This window comes from Marinobacter vinifirmus, from assembly GCF_002258215.1.
In the GTDB taxonomy this organism is placed as follows: domain Bacteria; phylum Pseudomonadota; class Gammaproteobacteria; order Pseudomonadales; family Oleiphilaceae; genus Marinobacter; species Marinobacter vinifirmus.
Genome location: NZ_NEFY01000014.1, coordinates 31,116 through 57,088 on the forward strand (window position 1 = coordinate 31,116; position 25,973 = coordinate 57,088).

The 25,973-nt window shown below is 58.5% G+C and carries 21 protein-coding genes; 16 read left to right on the forward strand and 5 right to left on the reverse strand.

The genetic code is table 11. The annotated features are described in order from the left end of the window. Positions 1 to 10 precede the first annotated feature (10 nt). A complete protein-coding gene (gene rpsT, locus B9Q17_RS14320) occupies positions 11 to 280 on the reverse strand; it encodes a 30S ribosomal protein S20 (protein WP_022987757.1) in 270 nt (89 codons plus the stop codon). Positions 281 to 547: 267 nt separating this feature from the next. Here rpsT and murJ point away from each other — a divergent pair, with 267 nt between their 5' ends. The 12 genes from murJ (at position 548) to B9Q17_RS14380 (ending at position 15,134) form a co-directional block, all read left to right on the forward strand. After that, positions 548 to 2,137, forward strand: a complete 1,590-nt coding sequence (murJ, locus tag B9Q17_RS14325; RefSeq protein WP_094625742.1) for a murein biosynthesis integral membrane protein MurJ — start codon at positions 548 to 550, stop codon at positions 2,135 to 2,137. A 120-nt stretch (positions 2,138 to 2,257) separates the two neighbouring features. Beyond that, positions 2,258 to 3,226 carry a bifunctional riboflavin kinase/FAD synthetase gene (ribF, locus tag B9Q17_RS14330; RefSeq protein ID WP_094625719.1) on the forward strand — a complete coding sequence of 323 codons (969 nt, stop codon included), beginning with the start codon at positions 2,258 to 2,260 and terminating at the stop codon, positions 3,224 to 3,226. 33 nt (positions 3,227 to 3,259) lie between these two features. Then, complete coding sequence (ileS, locus tag B9Q17_RS14335) at positions 3,260 to 6,079, forward strand: isoleucine--tRNA ligase (RefSeq protein WP_094625720.1); 2,820 nt, start codon at positions 3,260 to 3,262, stop codon at positions 6,077 to 6,079. Beyond that, positions 6,079 to 6,603 carry a signal peptidase II gene (gene lspA / locus B9Q17_RS14340; protein ID WP_094625721.1) on the forward strand — a complete coding sequence of 175 codons (525 nt, stop codon included), beginning with the start codon at positions 6,079 to 6,081 and terminating at the stop codon, positions 6,601 to 6,603. The genes ileS and lspA overlap by 1 nt, the downstream gene beginning before the upstream one ends. Positions 6,604 to 6,608: 5 nt before the next feature. Then, a complete protein-coding gene (gene fkpB / locus B9Q17_RS14345; RefSeq protein WP_094625722.1) occupies positions 6,609 to 7,061 on the forward strand; it encodes an FKBP-type peptidyl-prolyl cis-trans isomerase in 453 nt (150 codons plus the stop codon). A gap of 2 nt (positions 7,062 to 7,063) precedes the next feature. Then, positions 7,064 to 8,014, forward strand: coding sequence for a 4-hydroxy-3-methylbut-2-enyl diphosphate reductase (gene ispH, locus B9Q17_RS14350; RefSeq protein ID WP_094625723.1), 951 nt, complete (start codon positions 7,064 to 7,066; stop codon positions 8,012 to 8,014). A gap of 128 nt (positions 8,015 to 8,142) precedes the next feature. Next, entirely contained in the window at positions 8,143 to 8,667 is a 525-nt protein-coding gene (locus B9Q17_RS18205) for a GspH/FimT family pseudopilin (RefSeq protein WP_167373031.1), read from the forward strand. A gap of 11 nt (positions 8,668 to 8,678) precedes the next feature. After that, positions 8,679 to 9,146: a type IV pilus modification protein PilV gene (gene pilV / locus B9Q17_RS14360; protein WP_094625725.1), complete on the forward strand. Its 468-nt coding sequence runs from the start codon at positions 8,679 to 8,681 to the stop codon at positions 9,144 to 9,146. Further along, positions 9,143 to 10,249 (forward strand): PilW family protein, encoded by a 1,107-nt coding sequence (locus B9Q17_RS14365; RefSeq protein WP_094625743.1) that lies wholly within the window; start codon positions 9,143 to 9,145, stop codon positions 10,247 to 10,249. Before pilV ends, B9Q17_RS14365 begins: the two co-directional genes overlap by 4 nt. 2 nt (positions 10,250 to 10,251) lie before the next feature. Further along, positions 10,252 to 10,881: a pilus assembly PilX family protein gene (locus B9Q17_RS14370; RefSeq protein ID WP_094625726.1), complete on the forward strand. Its 630-nt coding sequence runs from the start codon at positions 10,252 to 10,254 to the stop codon at positions 10,879 to 10,881. A 32-nt stretch (positions 10,882 to 10,913) separates the two neighbouring features. Then, positions 10,914 to 14,657 carry a pilus assembly protein gene (locus tag B9Q17_RS14375; RefSeq protein ID WP_094625727.1) on the forward strand — a complete coding sequence of 1,248 codons (3,744 nt, stop codon included), beginning with the start codon at positions 10,914 to 10,916 and terminating at the stop codon, positions 14,655 to 14,657. A gap of 21 nt (positions 14,658 to 14,678) precedes the next feature. Next, a complete protein-coding gene (locus B9Q17_RS14380) occupies positions 14,679 to 15,134 on the forward strand; it encodes a type IV pilin protein (protein WP_208618790.1) in 456 nt (151 codons plus the stop codon). Positions 15,135 to 15,150: 16 nt separating this feature from the next. Here the strand turns inward: B9Q17_RS14380 and B9Q17_RS14385 are convergent, their stop codons facing one another. Genes B9Q17_RS14385 through B9Q17_RS14395 form a run of 3 tightly spaced genes read right to left on the reverse strand, consistent with a single transcriptional unit; the run spans position 15,151 to position 18,846 of the window. After that, positions 15,151 to 15,711, reverse strand: coding sequence for a GspH/FimT family pseudopilin (locus B9Q17_RS14385; protein WP_094625729.1), 561 nt, complete (start codon positions 15,709 to 15,711; stop codon positions 15,151 to 15,153). 58 nt (positions 15,712 to 15,769) lie between these two features. Continuing rightward, on the reverse strand, positions 15,770 to 17,149 hold the full coding sequence (locus B9Q17_RS14390) for a sigma-54-dependent transcriptional regulator (protein ID WP_094625730.1): 1,380 nt from the start codon (positions 17,147 to 17,149) through the stop codon (positions 15,770 to 15,772). A gap of 50 nt (positions 17,150 to 17,199) precedes the next feature. Next, a complete protein-coding gene (locus B9Q17_RS14395) occupies positions 17,200 to 18,846 on the reverse strand; it encodes a sensor histidine kinase (RefSeq protein ID WP_094625731.1) in 1,647 nt (548 codons plus the stop codon). Positions 18,847 to 18,936: 90 nt separating this feature from the next. On the opposite strand from B9Q17_RS14395, the gene B9Q17_RS14400 reads away from it, so the two are divergent. Further along, complete coding sequence (locus tag B9Q17_RS14400; RefSeq protein WP_094625732.1) at positions 18,937 to 20,601, forward strand: NAD+ synthase; 1,665 nt, start codon at positions 18,937 to 18,939, stop codon at positions 20,599 to 20,601. An 11-nt stretch (positions 20,602 to 20,612) separates the two neighbouring features. On the opposite strand, the gene B9Q17_RS14405 is transcribed toward B9Q17_RS14400, so the two are convergent. Continuing rightward, positions 20,613 to 21,446, reverse strand: coding sequence for an outer membrane protein assembly factor BamD (locus B9Q17_RS14405; RefSeq protein WP_022987773.1), 834 nt, complete (start codon positions 21,444 to 21,446; stop codon positions 20,613 to 20,615). A gap of 63 nt (positions 21,447 to 21,509) precedes the next feature. Here B9Q17_RS14405 and rluD point away from each other — a divergent pair, with 63 nt between their 5' ends. The 3 genes from rluD to clpB all read left to right on the forward strand — a co-directional run bounded on the left by rluD (position 21,510) and on the right by clpB (position 25,967). Continuing rightward, the gene (gene rluD, locus B9Q17_RS14410; protein ID WP_094625733.1) at positions 21,510 to 22,487 is read left to right on the forward strand and encodes a 23S rRNA pseudouridine(1911/1915/1917) synthase RluD; all 978 of its coding nucleotides are present in this window, start codon (positions 21,510 to 21,512) and stop codon (positions 22,485 to 22,487) included. After that, positions 22,477 to 23,232 (forward strand): peptidoglycan editing factor PgeF, encoded by a 756-nt coding sequence (pgeF, locus tag B9Q17_RS14415; protein ID WP_094625734.1) that lies wholly within the window; start codon positions 22,477 to 22,479, stop codon positions 23,230 to 23,232. Before rluD ends, pgeF begins: the two co-directional genes overlap by 11 nt. Before the next feature lie 158 nt (positions 23,233 to 23,390). Then, positions 23,391 to 25,967 carry an ATP-dependent chaperone ClpB gene (gene clpB / locus B9Q17_RS14420; protein ID WP_094625735.1) on the forward strand — a complete coding sequence of 859 codons (2,577 nt, stop codon included), beginning with the start codon at positions 23,391 to 23,393 and terminating at the stop codon, positions 25,965 to 25,967. Positions 25,968 to 25,973: the final 6 nt, after the last annotated feature.

Consider the following 25,973-nt stretch of genomic DNA (forward strand, 5'->3'; position numbering starts at 1 on the left):
AGCGCAAGAATCAGGCAGCTTTCAGGGCCTTGATCTTGGCGTTCAGGCGGCTCTTATGACGAGCAACCTTGTTCTTGGCGAAGATGCCTTTGTTGACCATGCTGTCCAGAACAGGCTGGGCCTGCTTCAGGGCTGCCTGGGCACCTTCGTAGTCGCCAGCTTTGATCTGGGCGTCTACTTTCTTCATGTAAGTACGTGCCATGGAACGCAGGCTGGCGTTGTGCTTGCGGTTTTTCTCGTTCTGACGAGCGCGCTTTTTGGCTTGCGGGGAATTTGCCACCGTAAAACTCCTGAAATTCGTTGCTAAAAAATCGAATATGTTTAGATCGCGGGCGCGCCAAAACCAGCGCGTCGAAATAAATGACGCGGAACTATGCCGCTGAACGCCCGAAATGTCAAGGCCGAAGCCTCCGGTAATCCCTCTGCTCCGGAGGCCTGTGGTACACTCCCGCATCGTCTCACGGGGCCCGGGCCCGCAACAAGCCCCGCCTTGTGGATTACCGAAACGCCACCCCGGCCCGAAGCCGGTATTCTGGACGCTCAAACCATGTCTTCGGAACCCCGACCAACAGACCAACAGCCTCCCGTTCAGGAACCCCCGAAAGCGCCGGGATTACTGCGCTCATCCGGCGTGGTCGGCATCATGACCATGCTTTCCCGGGTGTTGGGGCTGGTGCGGGATATGGTGATTGCCCGCTATTTCGGGGCGGGTGCCGGGGCCGATGCTTTCTTCGTGGCGTTCAAGATTCCCAACTTCCTGCGCCGCCTGTTCGCCGAAGGGGCGTTTTCCCAGGCCTTTGTACCGGTGTTGTCGTCTTACCGGGAAAACCAGGATATCTCCGAAGTGAAGCGCCTGGTGGATGCAGTGGCCGGCTCCCTCGGGCTGGTCTTGCTGGCGGTTACGCTGGTGGCCATGCTTGGTGCGCCGGTACTGACGGCGGTGTTTGCCCCGGGGTTCCTGGATGATGACGTCAAATTCGCCCTGACCAGCGAAATGCTGCGTATTACCTTTCCGTACCTGTTGCTGATTTCCCTGACCGCTTTTGCCGGCGGCATTCTGAACAGTTACGACCGGTTTGCGGTACCTGCGTTTACCCCGGTGTTGCTGAACCTGGCCATGATCGCCGCCGCCATTTTCCTGACTCCGGTAATGGATGAGCCGGTAATGGCACTGGCCTGGGGTGTCTTCATCGCCGGTGCCCTGCAGCTGTTTTTCCAGTTACCGTTCCTGATGCGCCTGGGCCTGCTGCCCAGGCCCCGGGTGGACTACAAACACGAGGGTGTCAGCCGGATTCTCAAGTTGATGGCTCCGGCGTTGTTCGGCGTGTCGGTCAGCCAGATCAACCTGTTGCTGGACACGGTGCTGGCGTCGTTCCTGCAAACCGGCAGCGTGTCCTGGCTGTATTACTCAGACCGGTTGTCTGAGCTGCCGCTGGGTGTATTCGGTATTGCCATCGCCACGGTCATTCTGCCCAGCTTGTCCCGCAAGCACGCGGCAGCTTCGGAAGACCAGTTTGCTGCAACCCTGGACTGGGCCGTGCGGGCCGTTCTGTTGATCGGCCTTCCGGCGGCCGTGGCACTGGCCCTGCTGGCGGAGCCGTTGATTGCCACCCTGTTCCATTACGGAGAAGTGACCGACCGGGATGTGGCGATGTCCGCCCAGAGTCTTCGGGCGTATTCCGCCGGCTTGCTGGCATTCATGTTGATCAAGGTGCTGGCGCCGGGCTTTTTCTCCCGGGAAGACACCAAAACCCCGGTCAAGATCGGGGTGATCGCCATGGTGGCGAATATGGCCTTCAACCTGGCGTTAATTGTGCCCCTGGCCCACGCCGGGCTGGCGCTGGCTACATCCATGTCGGCCTGGTTGAACGGTTACCTGCTCTGGCGTGGGCTGCGCAAGGAAGGCGCCTGGAAAAGCCAGCCCGGCTGGCCGAAGTTCCTGGTGCAGCTGGCCGTGGCCAATGCCGCTCTGGCGGCTGTGGTGCTCTGGCTGAATGTGCCGGTAGCCGACTGGCTGGCGGCCAGCGGCCTGCAGCGGGCAACCGATATGGGCATTCTGGTGGTGGCCGGAGTTGGGGCCTATTTCGTGGCGCTGGCGCTGGTGGGCGTGCGGGTTCGCCAATTCCGCCAGAAGTAAGCCGCCGCAAGATTTCTACCATACCCCTGCATGGGGTATAATCGCGCGTTTTCTCACCAGCGTATCGCCTCTCGGGCCGGTGCGCCAAAAAGCCAGCTGGCAAGTTAAGGTTCGCAGTACATGCGTCTGATTCGAGGCCTGACCAATCTTAAGCGCCTGTCCGGGCAAGCGGGTTCCCCGCTGGCCGGCGGCTGCGTGGCCACCATCGGCAACTTCGATGGCGTGCATCTGGGCCATAAAACCATTATCGATCAGGTCAAACAGAAAGCTTCTCAGCTGGGCGTGCCGTCGGTGGTGATGATTTTCGAGCCGCAGCCCCGGGAATTCTTCCAGGGCGATGAAGCACCGCCCCGGCTGATGCCATTCCGCCAGAAATTCGAGGCCCTGCTGGCCGAAGGCGTGGATGTGGTGCTGTGCATCCGCTTTGATGAAACCTTCCGCAGCTATTCCGGTATGGGCTTTATTGAAGATGTACTGGTCAGCGGCCTGGGTGTTCGTCACCTGGTGGTGGGTGACGACTTCCGCTTCGGTTGCGACCGGGCCGGCGATTTCAAACTGCTGCAAAGCGTGGGGCAGGAGCGGGGCTTTACGGTGGAGAACACCCGTACAGTGACCGTTGATGGCGAGCGTGTCAGCAGTACCCGGGTGCGCAATGCCCTGAATGTGAATGGCCTGGAAGAGGCCGAGCGCCTGCTTGGGAATCCTTACCGCATCCATGGCCGCATCGTTTATGGCCGCCAGTTGGGCCGGCAACTCAACGCGCCCACCGCCAATATTTTACTGAACCAGATGCCGGCACTGCGGGGCGTTTATGTGGTGCGGGCCCGGCTGGAAACTGGCGAATGGTGCGATGGTGTAGCCAACATCGGCCTGCGCCCCACGGTCGACGGCAAGCGGCCGTCGCTGGAAGTGCACCTGTTCGACTTTGCTGGCACACTTTATGGCCAGCACCTGGAAGTCGTGTTCCGCCATGGCCTGCGGGACGAAGTGAAATTCGACTCTGTTGACGAACTCCGCCAACAGATCGCCCGGGATTTCGACAACGCCCGGGCCTGGCTGGCGGATAACCCCGCCACGCCGGAAACCTGATTCAACTGACCAACCAAGAGTACGCACAAAGACATGAGCGACTACAAGCATACCCTGAATCTGCCGGAAACCGCGTTTCCCATGCGCGGTAACCTGGCCAAGCGCGAGCCGGACATGCTCAAGCACTGGCAGGACCTGAACGTGTACGGCAACCTGCGCAAGCAGCGCGAAGGCCGGGAAAAGTTCATCCTGCACGATGGCCCTCCCTACGCCAACGGCAGCATTCACATCGGGCATGCGGTCAACAAGATCCTGAAAGACATGATCGTGAAATCCCGCAGCTTTATGGGCTTTGACGCACCCTACGTGCCCGGCTGGGATTGCCACGGCCTGCCCATCGAACACAAGGTAGAGCAGGAAATCGGCAAGGCCGGCGTAAAGGTGGACTACAAAACCTTCCGCCAGGCCTGTCGCGATTACGCCACCAAGCAGATCGAAGGCCAGAAAGCCGACTTTATTCGCCTGGGCGTGATGGGCGAGTGGGACAAGCCCTACCTGACCATGGACCCGAAAGTAGAAGCGGGCATCGTGCGGGCGCTGGGCAAGATCGTGGCCAAGGGCCACCTGGTGCGTGGGTTCAAGCCGGTTTACTGGAGTGTGGTTGGTCAGTCCGCACTGGCAGAAGCCGAAGTTGAATACCAGGACAAAACCTCTACCCAGATCGACGTGCGTTTTACCGCCGTCGACCAGGACGCCGTGCTGAAAACCTTCGGAACCAGCGAAGGCGAGGGCGATGTCTCCCTGGTAATCTGGACCACCACCCCCTGGACCATCCCCGCCAACCAGGCGGTATCCATCGGTGCCGATATCGAATACGCCCTGGTACAGGTAGATGTGGGCCACGGCGCCGAGCGCATGATCCTGGCCACCGACATGGTACAGGGCATCATGGCCCGCTGGGGCGTGGAAGACTACAAAGTGCTGGCCAACGTGGCCGGCTCTGCCCTGGAAAACCAGCTGCTGCACCATCCGGTGTACGACAAGCAGGTGCCGGTGCTGTTGGGCGACCACGTCTCCCTGGACGCCGGTACCGGTGCGGTACACACCGCGCCAGACCACGGTATGGAAGACTTCGTGGTGGGCAAGGAATACGGCATTGGCACCCTCAACCTGGTGAAGGCTGACGGCACCTACACCGAAGCCGCTGGCGAATTTGCCGGGGTGCACGTGTACAAGGCCGACGAGCCGGTTTGTGCCGCCCTGGAGCGTGAAGGCAAACTGGTGCGCTCCGAGAAATTCCGCCACAGCTACCCGCACTGCTGGCGCACCAAGACCCCGCTGATCTACAGGGCTACCCCCCAGTGGTTCATCAGCATGGACAAGCTCAACCTGCGCGCCGATGCCCTGGAAGCCATCAAGGGCATTCGCTGGGTTCCGGGTTGGGGCCAGAACCGTATTGAAGCCATGTTCGAGCAGAGCCCGGACTGGTGTATTTCTCGTCAGCGTACGTGGGGCGTGCCGATCACCCTGTTTATCCACAAGGAAACCCAGGAGCTGCACCCGAACACCCAGGAGCTGATCGAGAAAGTGGCAGAGGCGGTGGAAACCGGTGGCATCGACGCCTGGTACGACATCGACCAGAACGAACTGCTGGGCGCAGACGCCGACCAGTACGAAAAAGTCCTGGATACCCTGGATGTCTGGTTTGATTCCGGCGTCACCCACGACTCCGTACTGCGGGTACGTGAGGAACTGGGCCAGTTCCCGGCCGATATGTACCTGGAAGGCTCCGACCAGCACCGTGGCTGGTTCCAGTCGTCCCTGAAAACCTCCATCGCCATGAACGGCGTGGCCCCGTACAAGCAGGTGCTGACCCATGGCTTTACCGTGGACGGCAAGGGCCACAAGATGTCCAAGTCTATGGGCAACGTGATCGCCCCCCAGGAAGTGATGAACGAACTGGGTGCCGACATCCTGCGCTTGTGGGTATCCGCCACCGACTACAGCGGCGAGATGACCGTCTCCAAGGACATCCTGCGCCAGACTGCAGACGGCTACCGCCGCATCCGGAACACCGCCCGCTTCCTGCTCAGCAACCTGACCGGGTTTGATCCGGAACAGCACATGGTAGCGCCGGAAGACATGATCGCCCTGGACCGCTGGATGGTCGACCGTGCCCTGCAGCTGCAGAACGAGCTGCACGAAGACTACGGCAACTATGCCTTCCTTCGGATCTACCAGAAGGTGTACAACTTCTGTGAAGCCACCCTGGGTGGCTTCTACCTGGACATCATCAAGGACCGCCAGTACACCACCCAGGCCGACAGCCTGGCGCGACGTTCCTGCCAGACCGCGCTCTATCATGTAGCCGAAGCCCTGGTGCGCTGGATTGCCCCGATCCTGAGCTTCACCGCTGATGAAATCTGGCAGCACCTGCCGGGCAAGCGCGGCGACACCGTGTTTTACGAAACCTGGTACGAAGGCCTGACTGCCCTGCCGGAAGACTTCGAACTGGGCCGCGACTACTGGCGCGAAATCTATGCGGTAAAAGAAGCCGTCAACAAGTGCCTGGAAGAAACCCGCGCCCGTGGTGAAATCAAAGGCTCGTTGAGCGCGGAAGTGACTCTGTACTGCGAAGGTAGCCTGGCCGAGCGCCTGAACCACCTGGGTGAAGAGCTGCGCTTTGTGCTGATCACCTCCGAAGCCACGGTAAAACCCGTGAGTGAGGCGGCTGGCGTGGAGCAAACCAACGTGGAAGGCCTGCTGGTGAAAGTAACCCCGGCTTCCCACGCCAAGTGCGAGCGCTGCTGGCACCACCGTGAAGACGTGGGCCAGAACGAGCAGCACAGCGACCTGTGCGGCCGCTGCGTCACCAACGTGGAAGGCCCGGGCGAAACCCGCGCCTACGCCTGATGGACGCGGTAATGACTGAGGGCAGGGCAGGCAGCAAACTGAAGTGGTTGTGGCTGGCAGTACTGGTGGTCGCCATCGACCTGGGCACCAAGGCCATGGCCACCGCCATGCTCACCTACGGTAACCCGGTACCGGTGCTGCCCAGCTTCAACCTGACGCTGCTGCACAACACCGGCGCGGCGTTCAGCTTCCTGGCGGACGCCGCCGGCTGGCAGCGCTGGTTCTTCGTGACCCTCGCTGTTGTGGTCAGCGTAGTGCTGGTGGGCTGGCTGAGAAAGCTCAAAACCTATGAAACCTGGACCGCCATCGCCATCGTATTGATCCTCGGTGGCGCCATCGGCAACGTGTACGACCGGGTGGTGCATGGCTACGTGGTGGACTTCCTGCATTTCTACTGGCAGGACTGGCACTTCCCGGCCTTCAACCTGGCCGACACCGCCATCACCATCGGCGCTGCCATGATGATCATTGACGCATTCCGCAAACCCGCTGACGGCAGCGGTGATGCCAACCGGAGCAACTGATTGCCATGAAAGAACTGCCCATCGACAAAGGAACCCGTGTAAAACTGCACTTCGCCCTCAAGTTTGAAGACGGCGAAACCGTAGACTCTACCTTTGATAACGAGCCAGCGACCCTGGACATCGGCGACGAAAACCTGCCGGAAAACTTCGAGGCCTACCTGATGGGCCTGAAAGCCGGTGATCACAAAACCTTCGAAGTACCACCGGAAAAAGCCTTCGGCCAGCACAACCCCAGCAACGTGCAGACCTTCAAACGCCACGAGTTCAGTGCCGACATGGTGCTGGAGCCCGGCGTGGTGGTGTCCTTCGCCGACGCGCGTCAGCAGGAACTGCCCGGCGTGGTCAAACGGGTAGAGGGCGACCAGGTAGACGTGGACTTTAATCACCCGCTGGCAGGGCATACACTGCAGTTTGAAGTGCAGATTATCGACGTTGAACCAGCAGGGCCGACACACTGACTATGCAAATCCGACTCGCTAACCCCCGTGGCTTCTGTGCCGGCGTAGACCGCGCCATCGAAATTGTAAACCGCGCGCTGGACGTGTTCGGAGCACCCATCTACGTACGCCACGAAGTGGTCCACAACAAATTCGTGGTAGACAACCTGCGCAACCGGGGCGCGATCTTTGTCGACGAGTTGGATGAAGTGCCCGACGACAAACTGGTGATCTTCAGTGCCCACGGCGTTTCCCAGACGGTACAGAACGAAGCCGCCCGGCGCGGCCTGAAAGTGTTCGACGCTACCTGCCCGCTGGTCACCAAAGTGCATATGGAAGTGATGCGCTACAGCCGCGACGGCCGCGAGTGCATCCTCATCGGCCACCACGGTCATCCGGAAGTGGAAGGCACCATGGGCCAGTACGATCACAGCAACGGCGGCGACATCTATCTGGTGGAAGACGAAGCCGACGTCCAGAAACTGGAAGTAAAAGACCCCAGCCGGTTGTCCTTCGTGACCCAGACCACGCTGTCCATGGACGACACTGCCCGGGTAATCGACGCCCTGCGCGCCAAGTTCCCTCAAATCGAAGGCCCCCGAAAAGACGACATTTGCTACGCCACCCAGAACCGGCAGGATGCCGTCAAACAGTTGGCCGGTGACTGTGATCTGATGCTGGTGGTGGGCTCCCCCAATAGCTCCAACTCCAATCGCCTGCGGGAACTGGCCGAACGCATGGGCACCCCCGCCTACCTGATCGATGAAGCTGACCAGATTGATCCTGAATGGCTGGAAGGCAAGCAGGCCGTAGGCGTAACCGCCGGTGCATCCGCCCCGGAAGTGCTGGTAGCCGAGGTGATTAACCGCCTGAAGGAACTGGGTGGGGAAGAGCCGCAGGAAGTGGCGGGCAGGGAAGAGAATATTGTGTTTTCCATGCCCAAGGAATTGCGGATCGACGCGGTGAACGTTTGATCTGAATCACATCTCGGCGGACCCGCTTCCGCTTATCTTCTGTAAACCGCCACTTGTCGTAAAACTGTGGCGGTTTTTTTATGGCTGGATATTGTATACACATGACAAAAGTTTCAGGGAGCAGTTGCATGCGATCTCTCGCACACCAGCGCGGGTTTACGTTGATTGAGTTGATGATTGTGGTGGTGCTGTTGGGCATTACCGCAGCCATCGCGGTGCCGAATTTCGGCCGCATGATCGACAACAACCAGCATGCCGCCGCCGCAAACGATTTTTCCGGCCTGTTGCACTTTGCCCGCTCGGAGGCCATTCGGCGGGGCAATGGCGTGGTGGTTTACGCCATTGATACAAGTGATGGCAATGCCGGATACGCCGTATGTATCGGTAGCGCGCTGGCGGCTTGCAAAGGCGGTACTGCTAACGCCGAACAACTGCTCCGTGCCAGTAATAAATTGCCCGGGCGTATTGATATCGCGCACAGGCTGCCGAGTGGTAGTCCTGACCTCGTTTTCCGTGGCAGCGGCATGATTACAGGTAGCAGTAATTATGAATACCGGATTTGCGGCGATACCGGCACTGAGGCCGTGGATATCTCCGTGAATGCCGGCGGCCAGATTCGCCTGATTACCGACACCAACGTAACCTGTTCCTGAAGGATCGTTTGATGAAATCCTGTATTTATCCCGCCAGGCAATCGCAAAGGGGCTTCTCGTTGATCGAAGTGCTGGTTGCCGTTCTGATACTTGGCATAGGTCTTCTGGGGGCCGCCGCTCTACAGTTGCTTTCATTGCAGAACATCAACAACGCAGAGCTGCGCACCCAGGCCAGCTTGTTTGCCCAGGAACTGAGCGAACTGGCGCGGACCGCAGGCTCCCCTACAGAGTTTGAACTCAGCAGTGGCGGGACCGACGATTGCGAGGACTTGAACCCAGACCAGTTCAAAAGCTGGTGTAACGCCATGGGTGAAACCCTGCCGGGCGCCACTTTCTCATCAGAGTGGGATGGCGGTAGCCGGGATTTTATCACCACCATCACCTGGCCAGAGCGAATGATGTTTCTGGAGGCCACTGACAATAATGAAGCTGGAGAAGGTACTTCCAGCTACACACTGGTAACGAGGTTCCCCCAATGAAAGCCATGGCAAAACAGTCTGGCCTGACCCTGGTCGAGCTTCTGATTGCGTCCACCCTCGGGTTGATCCTTTTGTTGGGCGTGGTTCAGCTGTTTGTAAGCAGCAGTGATTCGTTCCGGATGGCGGAGTCGATTGGCCGGATGCAGGAATCCGGGCGGCTTGCGCAGGATGTGTTGGGTAGGGCTATTCGGAATGCGGATTATTGGGGGTGCTTGCAGGGCGTTGAGGTGGATAGTGTGCTTGACCCCGATGGGGATGATTACGATCCAGATCTACATGACTTTAACGGGGCGCCGGGTGTGACATTCGATGTTTCGGACGGTTCGAATAACGGTGTTGCCGGCTCTGTCATTATCAGCTTGAAAGGGGTAAGAAGCGCGGGCATAAGAATGTCTAGTACTCATCAAGTTTCCGCTTCTTCTTCACAGATAAAGCTTGAGTCACTCCCATCTGGGTTGTTGGACAAGTCTGGTGTGGTCATGCTCTCGGATTGCCAGAATGCGGTGGTATTTCAACTAACCAGCGTAAATGAAAACTCGCTTACCATTGGCCACAATACGGGAAGCGTTGTTGATCCTGGCAACATGAAAAAAGTCGGTGGTGGCTGTCCGAATGGCAGTAATTCGGCGAACTGCTTCCCTGATACTTATGAAAACGGTGAGATTTTTCTACCTTTTACCGAGATTTATCGTCTGAGCGAGGATGCTGATGGCCGGCGTTCTATGTTTTTGACGCGAGGAATTAGCGGGTCTTCTGCAAAACCGGTGAGCTTGGAGTTAGTTTCCGATGTTATCGAGATGGAAGCTCAGGTTGGCATTGGAACACAAGGGGACAATGTCATCACAAGCTGGCTGGATGTAACCAATGCCAACCTCGCAACTATTAACTCCAGCTACGTAAAAGCTGTAAGAATCAGCCTGCTCGTGCGTAGCCCGGAAGACCGCGTAGCCCGGCAGCGTCAACAGGTCTGCTTCCCCGCCTGGACGGACTGCAGTTCCAGCGCCAACCTCTGGGAGCCGGCCGATGCCAACGATCGCCATTACTACCGCGTGTATACGTCAACCTACAGCATTCGCAACCGGCTGCTGAACACCGGAACCTGAGGATGAACAAGTTGCCGATGAAGTCCAAAAATACCGTTACACCCCGCAGACAGCAGGGCGCTGCTCTGCTCGTGAGTCTGGTTATTCTGCTAGTACTGACCGTGCTGGCACTATCCAGCATGCAGGGCACCACTCTTCAGGAGCGGATGGTGTCGTCCCAACGGGATGCCCAGATTGCGCTCGAGGGTGCCGAGTTCGCCCTCCAAGCTGCCGAAGCTGAACTGGCCGGGCCAACCCTTCCAACATTTGAAAACAGTAATGGCCTTTATCAGGAAGGTGACGACTTGCCAGCAAAACTACAAACACTACAGGGTATTTTGGATCCGGAGTCATGGATGGCCTCCGAAAGTGGGGGGAGTGGCAACGGTACAAGAGAAATCGATGATGATGGCTTGTGTGATGATCTTGGCGATGATGATTTGTGGGCGGAATGTCCGCGCTACTTCATCAAAGCCACCCCCGGCGTCGGCTCTGCCAGCAGTAGTGGCTTTGGTTTGGGTATTGGTGGCGCCGGAGACAGCGTCCAGCGATCCGGCCTTAGCGGAACAGTATACCGAGTAGTCGCATTCAGCAGTGGTGCATCAGGACAGGCCGTAAGAGCCATCGAAGCCTATGTGGTTCGTGCCGATTGATCAGGCGTAAACAAGCGCCCGGAGATTAGACAATGAAGATGAAGCAATTCTTGAAGCAGGTAACACAGAGTCTGTCGGTTGCGCTGTTTGTCGGCTTTCCGGTGGCGGGTTGGTCGGCAACGGTTTCGGACAGGCCGTTATTTGTGGATGCGGTGGTTGATCACAACCTGATCTTTTCGGTTGATGACTCAGGGAGTATGGATTTTGAGATTCTGGCGCCGGCAGTGGGCGGATATAGCGCGGTGGATGGGGGCTGGTTGTTCAATCCTGAGTCTGGTTCCGGACGTTACGCGACAGACACTGAGCGGCCTTATAACCGAGGGTTAAGGCTTAGCAATACGGGTGAGTCTTTCAAGAGTTTTAGTAGGTCTAATTTTTACCTTCGTTCCAATGATTACAACTATCAATACTATGATCCATCGGAGGCATACAAGCCCTGGCCCGGGTATAACAGCACCGAGTTTGGGAACCAGTCTGTTACTTCTGCAAAGCTTGATCCCGGTCTCTCCAGTTCACTGACGGTCGATTTGACCGAGGCTGGAGGGCTTGGTTTGGGCAGCGATGATATTCCAGCAACTTTGTTTCTAAAAATCACGAGTGGTGAGGTCGTTTCACGACAAGAAGAAAAGCTTTATTTCAGCTGTCCCACAGGTGAGCAGCCTAATCCTAACGATCCATCTGAATGCGGTGTGATTGAGAGAGAATGCTTCTTCATATTTTGCAGCGATGTATTTAAGTTTAGAAGTGATCGCCTATATGAAACCCGAATGACAGATCTACCTATTGCGGATTGTTCTGATTTGGGAGACACAAACTGGTATGGAACATGGAGGCAGTCCAGTTTTGACAGTAGCGCCTGGATTCTGAAGAAAAGTGGAGGAATAGAAATAGAGCCCAGAAAAATTGCCTTCGCCCCGGACGGCGCCTGTCTCCAGCGTTTGGAGTTCAAGGATGAGGGTAACAACAAGCAGGAGGTCTACGAAGCACTGAATGGTATCGATTCGGTTGATGACTTCTTTGCTGCCCAGCAACAAAACTTCGCGAACTGGTTCTCATACTACCGCCGTCGTCACCAGGTTGTCCGTTCGGCTATCGCTCAGTCAGTTCTCGGCCTCGAGAATCTGAACATGGGGATTTTCTGGTTTCATAACCACCGTGATATGGCGGACAAGTTGTACAGCACGGAAATCGACGGAAACATTGATACCTTCCTGAGTGAGCACTACTCGCGGTTTGGCAATGGCAATTGGAAAGGTGGTGGAACCCCAACCCGTGAATCGTTGCAGCATGCCGGCAGGGAGTATGGCAAGAAGACGGTCCGAGGCACCTTGGAGTGCCGAAAAAACTTTACTCTTCTGTTTACCGATGGCTATGCCAACAACCCAAGTATAACGATTGATGCCGGGAATGCTGATAGCAAGGCTGATGCACCATTCGTGAACAAAGACTATTCAGGGACCTTGGGCGATATTGCTTACTATTATGGTGAGGCGCTGAGGAGCGGCGGGAAAAAGGTGACTGGCGGCCGTATGCGCTTGCCCGAAGAGTGCGGCACAGGTCTTCAGGAGCCCTGGATGGACTGTAATACTGAGTTCCATATGAATACCTATGCCGTTGCGCTGGGCATGGAAGGCCAGAAGATTGCTGGCAAAGGTTACTCCAAGGTGATTGATGCCCACACGAATCCGCCGGATTGGGGCGATTCTGATATGGGATTTGGTCGGGGCTCTGTTCAGTCGGCCCAAATTGATGATCTCTACCATTCAGCGGTGAATGGAAAAGGCGAGTATTACGATGCAAAGTCTTCAACGGCTCTGGTTAAAGCGCTGGAAGATGCCATGGATGATATCGGCGCTCAGCTCGGTAGTGGTTCCAACGTCAGCTTTAATACAACATCGTTGCGAAGTGGCGGTTACATCTATAGTGCCCAGTTCACATCAAAAATCTGGACAGGAACGCTGCGTGCGGAAGCCATCGACAAGGATGGGATCATTTCAAGCAGGAAATGGGATGCCGCAATACTGCTGGATGGCCGGAATCTGTCTGATAATCCTCGTCGGATTATTACCTTCAATGGTGACGGCGTCGACTTTGATTGGGATGAGTTGAGCCTGAATCAAAAAGCGGATCTTAAAGGTGGTGGTTCGGATGAGCTGGGCAAAGCAAGGCTTTCTTATCTGAGTGGCAATAGTGTGACTGGACTCGAAGGGGTTCCATTCCGGGATCGGGGCAGCAGGCTTGGTGCCATTATTAACTCGTCCCCGGTGTTTGTTGGGGAGCCGAACAAGATTTGGCCAGACGATTCAAAGTTCGGTGCCACCGCCTATAGTGCCTACAAAGCCGATAAGAAAAGTCGCACAGAGGTGGTCTATGTGGGCGCCAACGATGGCATGCTCCACGGGTTTGATGCAGATAGCGGCCAGGAAGTCATCGCCTACATACCAGGCTTCCTTTACTCGACCGAGGCAGAGAAAGGGCTGAGCGCCCTGACGATTCCTGATCTGGATTATCAAAGCTATGTCGACCTGCCGCTTAATACCTCTGACGTTTATGTGAACGAAGCATGGCGCTCTATTGTTATTGGTGGCTCCCGTGGTGGCAAGCCAGGACTCTTTGCCCTGGACGTAACGGATCCATCGTCCTTCGCTTCAGGCTCGGCAAGCGCTATCACCATGTGGGAGTTTACCGACAATAATCTCGGTAACATGACAGAGGCAGCTCAGATTACGCTGCTGAAGTGGGGAGAGAATGACTACCGCTGGAGTGCTGTCTTCAGTAATGGCTACGACGCACCAGAAGGTCATAGTGGACTGTTTATTCTGGATATCGCCAATATCGCGAACCGAAAATTTATAGATCTGGGTACGGGTAAGGGACTCTCGCCAGTGCGCCTGGTTGACCACCTGGACTCCGATGGCAATCCCAACAGCGACGGTGTTGCTGACAGAGCCTATGCAGGAGACCTGGACGGAAATCTTTGGGCATTCGATCTGACGGGTGGTGCGGATAGCTGGAGTTTCGAAGTTTTATATACCGCTAGAGAAGCAGATGGAACCCCTCAGCCCATCACTGCGCAGCCAGATATTGCTCGCAACGATTTCGACTCAACGCTTACCGATCCCAATTTGCTGGTGTTCTTTGGTACTGGTAAATATCTTGAGGCGGCCGATATTCCCCAGGCAGCTGATGCCAGCGATGCGCAGCCTCAGACCTTCTACGGCATCAGTGATCGCGGCACCAATGTGAACGCGACGAATGTTGCACTGAGTCGCAGTGATCTTGTTAAACGAGAATTTACCGGCGGCTCGGTAACGGTGGATGGTGAATCTGTGCCTGTCCGTAAAACGGATGGCAAAGCCCTTGAAGACTGGTCAGCGAAGTTTGGCTGGTATGTCGACCTTCCAGGTGGAGGCGAGCGGGTTGTCGAGCCGCCGAGGGTTCGCGGGGAGTTCATTGTATTCGCCTCGACAATTCCAACCGGAGGTGATCCTTGCGGCGGTGGCGGTAGTTCCTTCCTGACGGCATTGCAGTTGGATGGTTCAACTGATCCGAATAAAGCCATCATTGACGTGAATAACGACGGCAAACTGGATGGCACGGACGAAGGTTGGGCCGGTGTGTTCTACGGAGATGGCATTATCACGAGCTTTGCCCTGATTGATGACCTGGCTCTGACTTCAGACTCCGGGGCGAAAAAGAGTGCCTACCTCACCAACTTCGGTGGCGGCACCAACGCAACGGGCCGCATAGGTTGGACAGAACTGGTGGATTTCTAAGGATCTCTTATGCTGCAACACATGAAGCGGGCGCCTGCCGGCGCTCGCGGTTTTACCCTGATCGAGTTGATGATTGTGGTTGCGATCATCGGCATCCTGGCAGCCATTGCGTTTCCGTCCTACCAGAACTATGTCACCAAAACCCGAAGGGCGGATGCCCAGGCGGCCTTGACAGGATTTGCGACGGCGATGGAGCGGTATTACACCGACAATCGCAATACCTATCTGGGGGCTGCTGATGGCGGCTCGAATACGGGTAAGCCGCATAGCAGCGTGTTTCCCTCGCAAGCCCCTCTGGATGGCGCCACCAAGTTTTATAACCTGACGATTGCGTCGGCTAACCGTAACAGTTACACGCTTCAGGCGAGCCCGATAGCAGGTAGTGCCCAGGCAGGTGACGGCAATCTCCAATTGCTGTCGAACGGCACCCGCCGTTGGCAGAAAGATGGCTCCACCTGGGTGGAGTGGGACGACTGACTTCTCGTTCTTCGGCCTACGGGCAGCTTACGTTCCGCCCGTAGGCATCCTCTACAATGCCGTCGTTATTGAAATCTCTGGCCAGTATTGGCCGCCCGCCCATATTGATGCGTATCTGAAAGGCTTTTTCCTGCTTGTCATCGTTGGGGCACCATAACAGGTGGCCGATGCTGTCCCGGGCCATGCCGGTTGGGCGAAATGCGAAGTGCTTGCGGACTCCGGTTCTTCCGTAGAGCTGCCCTGTATCGGGTGCCGGGATAATTTGCAGGATGTCGGCCTGGTCTTCGAGTTTCCTCGTTCGCTTTGGGTCACTGAAAATGGTGATTGGGCGGTTCCAGTCACGTATACATCGGTCGTTCTCGTCGAGCGGGCATAGGGTTACATTTACGCCCCGGGAAATCGCATGGGTTCGAGCATGGTTGATACCGCTGAGCAGGTCATTCAGCAGGGCTTTGCGTTCAGAGTTCTCTATCAGCTTGCCCATGGCAGGGGCGCCGATGCCCAGAGCGATCGAAAGAATGGTAATAACCAACAAGAGTTCGATCAGGGTGAAGCCCCGATCAGGCAGGTTTCGCATAGTAACATCCTTGTGTTTGTGATTTTCCGGCCTGATTCCTTCAGGCCGGACCTATTATCTATTCCATCCCCAGCTTCTTCAACCGATACCGCAACGCCCGAAAACTGATCCCCAGCCGCTTGGCCGCCGCCGTCTTGTTCCACCGGGTCGCCTCCAGCGCCTTTTCAATCGCCTGCCGTTCAATGCTCTCCAGGTACCCTTCCAGGTCAATCTCCCCCTCAGGCACCGGCACGGCTCCCGAATCTGAGTTACCAGCTTCGGCAGAGAAAGAGCCTCCGGGCGCCACGCCCCCGCCCAGATGCAGGTCCTCCGCATCAATCCGATCGTCATCACACAGGGTAAACGCCCGCTCCAGAATGTTCTCCAGTTCCCGCACGTTACCGGGGAAGTCGTAGCCTCTCAGGCGGTCGGCGGCGGCGGGGGTCAGCCTTGCCGGGTCGCATTCGTATTCCCGGGCGATGCGCCCGAGGATGTGGCTGGCCAGCAGGGGGATGTCGTCGCCTCGGTCCCGCAGTGGCGGGACGGCCAGTTCGATTACGTTAATGCGGTAGAACAAATCCTGGCGGAAGCTGCCTTCCTGCACCAGTTCCGGCAGGTTTTTGTGGGTGGCGCTGAGGATGCGGATGTCTACGGCGATTTCCTGGGAGTCGCCCACCGGGCGTACGGCTTTTTCCTGGATGGCGCGCAGTAGTTTTACCTGCATGGCCAGGGGCAGGTCGGCCACTTCGTCCAGGAAAAGAGTGCCGCCGTCGGCGCTGCGGAACAGGCCGGGTTTATTGTCAATGGCGCCGGTGAAGCTGCCTTTCTTGTGGCCGAAGAATTCGCTTTCCATCAGTTCAGACGGTATGGCTCCGCAGTTGACGGCGATGAATGGGCCGTCGGCTCTCGGGCCTTGCAGGTGGATCATCTGGGCAACCAGTTCTTTACCGCTGCCGGATTCACCGCTGATAAACACCGGAGCCTGGCTGCGGGCCAGTTTGCGGGCTTGGTTGCGCAGTTTGCGGATTTGCGGGGATTCTCCCAGCAGCAGGCCGGGCTCGTCGTTTTCTTCGGCCGGTTGCAGTTTGGGCTCGGACAGTTTCAGGGCGCTGTTTACCAGCTCCCGCAGGCGGGGTAGTTCCACCGGTTTGGAGACAAAATCAAAGGCGCCGGCTTTTAGCGATTCAATGGCAGTGTCCATGCTGCCGTAGGCGGTAATCACCGCTACCGGCGTGTTTGGGGTGTTTTGCTGAATCCACTGCACCAGTTCTATGCCATTGCCGTCAGGCAGGTTCATGTCGGTCAGGCACAGGTTGGGCTGGTGTTGGGCCAGTAAACTCCGGGCGCTGGCCAGGTCGGGCGCGGTGTAGGCCTCTATGCCCATGCGGGTGAGGGTAATTTCCAGCAGGTCCCGGATATCCGGTTCGTCGTCTACGATCAGCGCGGTCTGTTTTGTCATTATCTGTGTTCAGTTCTTTGATGAATGGCAGTGCGTTGGCAGCCTGGCGGTCAGATCATCCGGCCCGGATGGGCGAAGGTAATCCGGAACCGGCAGCCGGGCTCGCCGTCTTCGACCAGCGACAGGTGCGCCTGGTTGGCTTCGCACAGTTCACGGGCCAGGTACAGGCCAAGGCCGGTGCCGCTTTTATCGGTGGTGAAAAACGGCTCGAACACGGAGTTGCGGTGTTCCGGGGCAATACCGGGGCCGAAATCCTTAACATCCACAAAGGCCCGCTCGCCATCGGCACTGGTGCCTGCGGCTAATTGTATCCTGTTTTGGCCGCTGTGCTGTTTGCTGTACCGCAAACCGTTGTCACACAGGTTTACCAGCACCTGTTCAACCTGGCTTTTATCGAACCGGGCTGCGGGTATGGCGTCATCGCAGAAGAGTTCAATCTGTACGGGGGTGTCGTCGTCCAGGGTTTGCAGGAAGTCTTCCCGGAACTCTTCCAGCCAGTGCCCAACATCCACCAGTTCGGTATCCGCTGCCCGGCGGCGGGACAAGTCCAGTACGTTTTCGATAATGCCGTTCACCCGTCGGGAATGCCGGCGAATGATATCCAGCATCTGCTGGTCGCCCTTGTCCAGGTTGGGAGATTCTTCCATCAACTGGGCGGCGTGGCTGATGGCGCCCAGCGGGTTGCGGATTTCATGGGCGATGCCGGCGGTCAGGCGGCCCAGTGAAGCCAGCTTCATTTGCTGGGCCTGCTGGGTAACCTTACTCATGTCTTCGATGAACACCAGTATCAGGTCGCCTTGGTCCTGGTCCAGCTGGGTCAGGCTGGCTTGTAATAACGGAGAGGTGTTTGACGGCTGGAAGGGCTCGATGCGCCTACCGGGGTTTCTCAACCAGAGTTCCAGGCCCCTTTTCAGGGGCGGGGGCAGTTCCCGGTGGTGGCCGGATTCGCCCGCCTGGTGGCTGGCGGCGCCGAACAGCAGTTCTTCAGCCGCCGCGTTGGCCAGGCGAATGTACCCGTGCCGGTCCAGTACCAGAATGCCGGTGCGCATGCGCTGGATAATTTGCTGGTTGATCTGTTCCAGCTCGGCAATGCTTCTGGCCCGGCTGCTGGCCAGTGCTTCGCTGCGGATCATTCGCTTGGAGATACCCTGCAGAATCACCGCCGTGGCGAAATACAGGATGCCCAAGGAGCCGGCCCGAACAATGTCGTCGGCACTTTCGTTGATGGTGATTACCGCCCAGCCGGAGATGCCCAGCGAGCAGATGGCCGCCAGTGCGGCGTAGAAGGTGCCCATGCGGGTGGGGGTCAGGATGTTGCCGGCGGCCACGGCCACAATCACCAGGTTGGCCAGCCCGTTGGTAATGCCGGAACTGGCCAGCAGCAAGCCGTGCATCACCAGGATATCTGTGAGTATCGACAGGGTGATATGCCGCTGCCGGGGCTGGAAGCCGGCCAGCAGGAGCAGGGCGATAAAGCCGTTCAGGGCCAGATAGGAAACCACCCCGGCCTGGTAGTAGTCCAGCCAGCGAAAACGGGTGTCTGCGGTGAACGGGTCTACAAACAGCAGGGCGACCAGCAACAGGCTGATGACCACCCGGTAGTGGTTGTAGATCCGGAACAGGCGGGCCTGCTGATACTTTGCCGGTGGCCCGAACGGGGAGCGGGCATGGGTTGTGTTGGTAAGCTCGGTTGCCATGAAGGGGTTATTGCCTCTGCCCGGAAGAAATCCTTGCCTTTGCGGGGTTATAATAGCCTTTTCATGGCAACAAGTTACAGGAGCCTTTGCATGGCCACACCCGGAACCGCATCCGCCGATTCAGACTCTCCCCGCAAGCTGCGGGTGGTTATGGCCCAGCTGGACTTTCTGGTTGGAGACATTCCGGGTAATACCGAGCTGGTATTGAAGGCCACGCAGCAGGCCCAGGAGCAGCACCAGGCAGACATCGTGCTGTTCCCGGAGCTGTGCCTGACCGGCTACCCACCGGAAGACCTGCTACTGCGACCGAGCCTGGACCTGCGCATTACCGAGGCCCTGGAGCGTTTGCAGCAGGCCAACCTGGAACCGGCCATGGTAATCGGCGCGCCGGTGCGCTCCGGCGGCTTGTTGTATAACGCCGCGGTGGTTGTCGAGAAAGGCGAAATCCGCGGCCAGTATTTCAAGCGTTGCCCGCCCAATTACCAGGTGTTCGATGAAAAGCGCTACTTCGCCGAAGGCCGCGATACCCTGGTGATGGAGTTCAAAGGCGTGCCCGTGGGCATCACCGTGTGTGAGGACATCTGGAAAGACGGCCCGCTGGAAGATGCCGCAGCCGCCGGTGCGCAACTGATTCTGAACCTGAATGCTTCCCCCTACGATATCGACAAACAGGCCCGGCGCAAGGCGCTGCTGGAACGCAAGGCGGCGGATAACCGGGTGAGCATTGTGTACACAAACCTGGTGGGCGGGCAGGACGAGCTGGTGTTTGATGGTGGCTCCATGGTGGTCGACCACGCCGGTGCGCTGGCCGTTGAAGCGCCCCAGTTTACCGACGGTCTGTTCCCGGTGGAATTCCTGTGTGAGCACCACTGCCAGCCAATCTCTCAGCCCTTGCCGGAGGAGCCTTCCCTGGAAGCCAATGTGTACAACGCGCTGGTGACCGGTGTTCGGGATTACGTGAACAAGAACGGCTTTAAATCCGTGGTGCTGGGGTTGTCGGGTGGTATCGATTCTGCCGTGACCCTGGCGGTAGCGGCCGATGCCCTGGGCAAGGACCGGGTGAGGGCGGTGATGATGCCGTTCCGCTATACCTCCAGCGCCAGTCTGGAAGATGCGGAGGCTCAGGCCACGGCCATGGGCGTTCAGTACGATGTGTTTTCCATCGAGCCTATGTACGACGTGTTCATGCAAACCCTGGCCAAGCCCTTTGAAGGCACGAGGCCGGATACCACGGAAGAAAACCTGCAGGCCCGCCTGCGGGGCGTGTTGCTGATGTCACTGTCCAACAAGTTCGGTTCTCTGGTGCTGACCACCGGTAACAAGAGCGAGATGGCAGTGGGTTATTCCACCCTGTACGGCGACATGGCCGGCGGTTTCGATGTGCTGAAAGATGTGCCGAAAACCCTGGTGTTCCGCCTGGCCTGGTACCGCAACAGCCTGTCGCAGGTCATTCCGGAGCGGGTGATTACCCGGCCGCCGTCCGCAGAGCTGGCGCCGGATCAGAAAGACGAGGACAGCCTGCCGGGATACGACATTCTGGACCAGATCCTGAACCTGTACGTAGAGCGTGATTACAGTGCTGAGGCCATTGTGGCGGAAGGTTTCGAGCGGGCGGATGTCGAACGGGTGGTAAGGCTGGTGGATATCAACGAATACAAGCGCCGGCAGGCACCCATCGGGGTGCGCATCACCGAGCGCGGATTTGGCAAAGACCGCCGGTATCCGATTACCAACGGCTGGAAAATTGGCAAGTAAGGCCGTAGGCCTTACTCGTCGCCCATCAGGCCGAAGGTGACCACGTTGGTGAGGGACCGGTTCTGGCGCCGCAGGCGGTCAGACTGGAACTCACCGTTCTCATCGAAGGCTTCGCTATTGGGGAAGTTCTGGCGCAGGGTAGCGATGGCATCGCTGGCGCCTTTCTTCAGGTCCATAAAGCGGAAGGTGTCGGCCAGCAGAATCAGTGCTTCTTCAACGGCCGGGGAAGACGGGAAGTTCTCCACCACGTACCGTGCCCGGTTGTTGGCCGCCACAAAGGCCTCACGCTTGATGTAGTAGCGGGCTGCGTGCAGTTCCAGTTCGGCCATGCGGTTGCGGATGGCGATCATGCGCTGGCGGGCATCCGGGGCGTATTCGCTGTCCGGGAAGCGGTTCAGCAGCTGGGAGAAATCCCGGAACGCCTGCAACTGTTCGCCGGGGCTGCGGGCGGCCACATCAATCGGGAAGTAGCGGGCAGCCAGGCCCATGTCCAGGTTGTAAGACGCCAGGCCGCGCATGTACATGGCGTAGTCCAGGTGGTCGCTCTGGGGGTTCAGGCGCATAAAGCGGTCAGCCGCCGCCCGGGAGCCCTCCAGGTCCAGGTTCTGGTAGCGGGCGAAGATCAGGTCCAGCTGGGCCTGTTCGGCGTAGCGGCCGAACGGGTAGTAGGTTTCCAGGGCGTCCAGGTTTTCTTCGGCTTCGTTGAAGTTGCCGGAGTTCATGGCCTGGCGGGCGTTGTCGTAGTACGTCTCTTCCGGCAGTACTTCCACTTCACGATTAGAGGCGCAGCCGCTGGCCAGCGCAATGATAGTGGAAATTAGCAGTAATCGGACAACTGATCTCATGCCGGAATCCCGTATAATGGTCGCAACTTGAATGAACCCCGCATTGTAGCAAAAAGAGGCCGAATGTCTTCCGATAACCGTATTACCGGACATTACACCATCCCCCCGGAACTGAGCGACCGGCGGCTGGATCAGGCTGCGGCCGAACTCATGCCCGAGCATTCCCGCTCGCGCCTGCAGTCCTGGATCAAAAGCGGGGCGCTCACGGTGAACGGCGAAGCCCGCAAGCCCAGGGACAAAGTCATGATGGATGACGTTCTGGAGCTGGACGCCGAGCCGGAAGTGCAGGTTACCTGGGAAGCCGAGCCGATCACCCTGGATATCGTTTATGAAGACGAGCACCTGCTGGTGATCAACAAGCCCGCCGGGCTGGTGGTTCACCCAGCTGCCGGCCACGCCGATGGCACGCTGGTGAATGCGCTGCTGAACTATGCGCCGGAAGTGGAAAACCTGCCCCGGGCCGGCATTGTGCACCGGCTGGATAAAGACACCTCCGGCATTATGGTGGTGGCCCGCAGCCTGATTGCCCACACCTCGCTGGTCAACCAGCTGCAGGAACGCACCATGGGCCGGGAATACGAGGCCGTGGTAGTGGGTTCTCTTACCGGTGGCGCTACGGTGGATGCGCCCATTGGCCGGCACCCGCAGGATCGTAAACGCATGGCGGTGGTGTCGTCTGGCAAGCCGGCGGTGACTCATTACCGGCTGATTGAGCGCTTTGCCGCCCACACCCACGTTCGTTGCAAGCTGGAAAGCGGCCGCACGCACCAGATTCGGGTACACATGACCCACGTGCGCCATCCGCTGGTAGGTGATCCTGTTTATGGCGGTCGTCTGCGTTTGCCCAAAGGCACCACCGAAGAGTTGCGGGATGTGCTGGCGGCATTCCATCGCCAGGCCCTGCACGCCCGGCAGCTGACCCTGGAGCATCCGGAAACCGGTGAGATTCTGAGCTGGGAAGTGCCCCTGCCGGAAGACATGGTTCACCTGATCGAAACCCTGCGCAAGCATGCCCGGGAACTGGAAGAGAATGATTACTGAGCACGACGTACTGCGCCCGGACTGGCCTGCGCCACGCCGGGTGCGGGCATTGTGCACTACCCGCAAGGGTGGCGTCAGCCGGCCGCCCTGGCACAGCCTGAATCTGGGCGATCACGTGGGTGATAATTCTGGCCACGTGCAGGAAAACCGCCAAACCCTGGCCCGCTTCGCCGGGCTGGATAGCAATCGCATTGGTTGGCTGAATCAGGTGCATGGCACCGAAGTGGTTGAATTAACGCCTGCCACCGTGGGCTCCCGCCCGGATGCAGACGCCAGCTTTACCCGTATTCCCGGAATGGCCTGCGCCATCCTGACGGCTGACTGCCTGCCGGTGCTGCTGGCGGACCGCAAAGGCACGGTGGTGGGCGCGGCCCACGCCGGCTGGCGCAGCCTGTGTGGCGGTGTACTGGAAAACCTGGTGGCCGCCATGGCGGTGGAGCCTTCGGAGCTGGTGGCCTGGATGGGCCCCGCCATAGGCCCGAAGCAGTTCGAAGTGGGCCCGGAAGTGCGCGAAGCCTTTATCGAGCAGTCCCCGGAAGCCGCTAATGCCTTCAAATCAGCCGGTGCCCGCCCCGGCCATTTCATGGCCGACATCTACCACCTTGCCCGCCAACGCTTGCGGCACGCCGGGGTTAGCTCGGTATCTGGCGGTAGCCTGTGCACCGTGCGTGACCAGGACTGGTTTTTCTCCTACCGCCGCGATGGCCAGACTGGCCGTATGGCGTCGATTATTTGGCTGGGCTGACCGGCCGAAGCTGACGGCCGTCAAGTTTTCGTCGAAATAGTCAGCCCCCAGCTTGAAGTCCCCCTACCTGCCCCTACATTAAATGTCAAAGCAATCGGAATACGCCGAAGGCAGAGCGCCGTGGAGCGTATTCGCAAAAATTTCGGGGAACTGAACTCATGAGAATCGACAAGCTGACCAGCAAACTGCAGTCCGCCCTGGCGGATGCGCAGTCGATCGCGGTAGGCAAAGACCATAATTTTATCGAGCCGGTGCATCTTATGCAGGCACTGCTCGATCAGCAGGGCGGATCGGTAAAGCCGCTGCTGCAACAGGTGGGTGCAGAGGCTGGCCGGGTGCGCCAGGCCGTCGCCCAGGAAATTGAAAACCTGCCGGAAGTGCAGGGCAACGCCGGCGATGTGTCGGTATCCAACGACCTCGGCCGGCTGCTGAATATGGCAGACAAGCAGGCCCAGAAGCGGGGCGACCAGTTTGTTTCCAGCGAGTTGATCTTGCTGGCGGCGCTGGAAGACCGGGGTTCTCTGGGCCGCATTCTGCGGGAGCAGGGCGTAGACAAAGCCGCCCTGGAAAAAGCTATTGATCAGGTGCGTGGTGGTGAAACCGTGAATGATGCAGGTGCAGAAGAAAATCGTCAGGCGTTGTCCAAGTACACCATCGACCTGACCGAACGGGCCGAACAAGGCAAGCTGGACCCGGTGATCGGTCGGGACGATGAAATCCGCCGTACCATCCAGGTGCTGCAGCGCCGGCGCAAGAATAACCCGGTGCTGATCGGTGAACCGGGCGTGGGTAAGACTGCCATTGTGGAAGGCCTCGCCCAGCGCATTGTGAACGGCGAAGTGCCCGATGGCCTGAAAGACAAGAAGGTGCTGTCCCTGGATATGGGCTCGCTGATTGCCGGCGCCAAGTTTCGGGGCGAGTTCGAGGAGCGCCTGAAGGCGGTGCTGAACGAGCTGTCGAAGCAGGAAGGGCAGATCATCCTGTTCATCGACGAGATTCACACTATGGTGGGCGCCGGTAAGGCGGAAGGCTCCATGGACGCCGGCAACATGCTCAAGCCGGCTCTGGCCCGGGGTGAGCTGCACTGCGTGGGTGCCACTACCCTGAATGAATACCGGGAAAACATCGAGAAAGACGCCGCCCTTGAGCGCCGGTTCCAGAAGGTGCTGGTCTCCGAGCCCAGCGAGGAAGACACCATTGCCATCCTGCGGGGCCTGAAAGAGCGTTACGAAGTGCACCACGGGGTTGAGGTAACTGACGGCGCCATTATTGCTGCCGCCAAGTTGTCGCATCGCTACATCACCGACCGCCAGTTGCCGGACAAGGCTATCGACCTGGTGGATGAAGCCGCCAGTCAGATCCGCATGGAGATGGATTCCAAGCCGGAAGCGCTGGACCGCCTTGAGCGCCGCCTGATTCAGCTGAAGATCGAGCGCGAGGCCTTGAAGAAAGAGAAAGACGACGCCTCCAAGAAGCGACTGGCGGAGTTGTCGGATGTGATTGCCGGCGTGGAACGGGAATACTCGGACCTCGAAGAAGTGTGGAATGCCGAGAAAGCTGCCCTGCACGGCTCCCAGAAGATCAAGAGCGACCTGGAGCAGGCGCGCATTGACCTGGAAACTGCCCGCCGTTCCGGTGACCTGGGGCGGATGTCGGAACTTCAGTACGGCAAGATTCCGGAACTGGAGCGCCAGCTGGAAATGGCCGGCCAGGCCGAGATGCAGAAGATGGAACTGCTGCGTAATCGGGTAACCGATGAGGAAATCGCCGAAATCGTCTCCAAGTGGACCGGTATTCCGGTGTCCAAGATGCTGGAAGGCGAGCGCGACAAGCTGATGCGCATGGAAGAGGCGCTGCACGGCCGGGTGATTGGCCAGGAAGAAGCGGTGGAAGCAGTGTCTAACGCCGTGCGCCGGTCCCGGGCCGGGTTGTCGGACCCGAACCGTCCCAACGGCTCCTTCCTGTTCCTCGGCCCCACGGGTGTGGGCAAAACCGAACTGTGCAAGGCGCTGGCGTCGTTCCTGTTCGATACCGAAGAAGCGATGGTGCGCATCGATATGTCCGAGTTCATGGAGAAGCACTCCGTGGCCCGGCTGATTGGCGCGCCTCCCGGATACGTGGGTTACGAAGAGGGTGGTTACCTGACCGAAGCGGTGCGCCGCCGGCCCTATTCCGTGCTGTTGCTGGATGAGGTAGAGAAAGCCCACCCGGATGTCTTTAACATCCTGCTGCAGGTGCTGGACGACGGCCGCCTGACCGATGGCCAGGGCCGCACCGTGGACTTCCGCAACACCGTGATTGTGATGACCTCCAACCTGGGCTCTCACATCATTCAGGAGAAAGCGGGCGAGGAGAACTACGAAGACATGAAGTCTGCGGTGATGGAAGTGGTGGGTACTCACTTCCGCCCCGAGTTCATCAACCGTGTGGATGAAGTGGTGGTGTTCCATCCGCTGGCGGAAAACCAGATCCAGGGCATTGCCCGCATCCAGATCGGGAACCTGGCGCAGCGCCTGAAGGATCAGGACATGAAGCTGGAGATCGCCGAAGATGCCATGCAACTGCTGGCCGAGGTGGGCTACGATCCGGTCTACGGTGCCCGTCCGCTGAAGCGGGCGATCCAGCGGCTGATCGAAAATCCGCTGGCGCAGAAGCTGCTGAAAGGGGAATTTATGCCGGGGGATACCATCGTGGCGACGGTTCAGGACAACGCCGTGGTGTTTGCTCGCAAGTAATTGCTG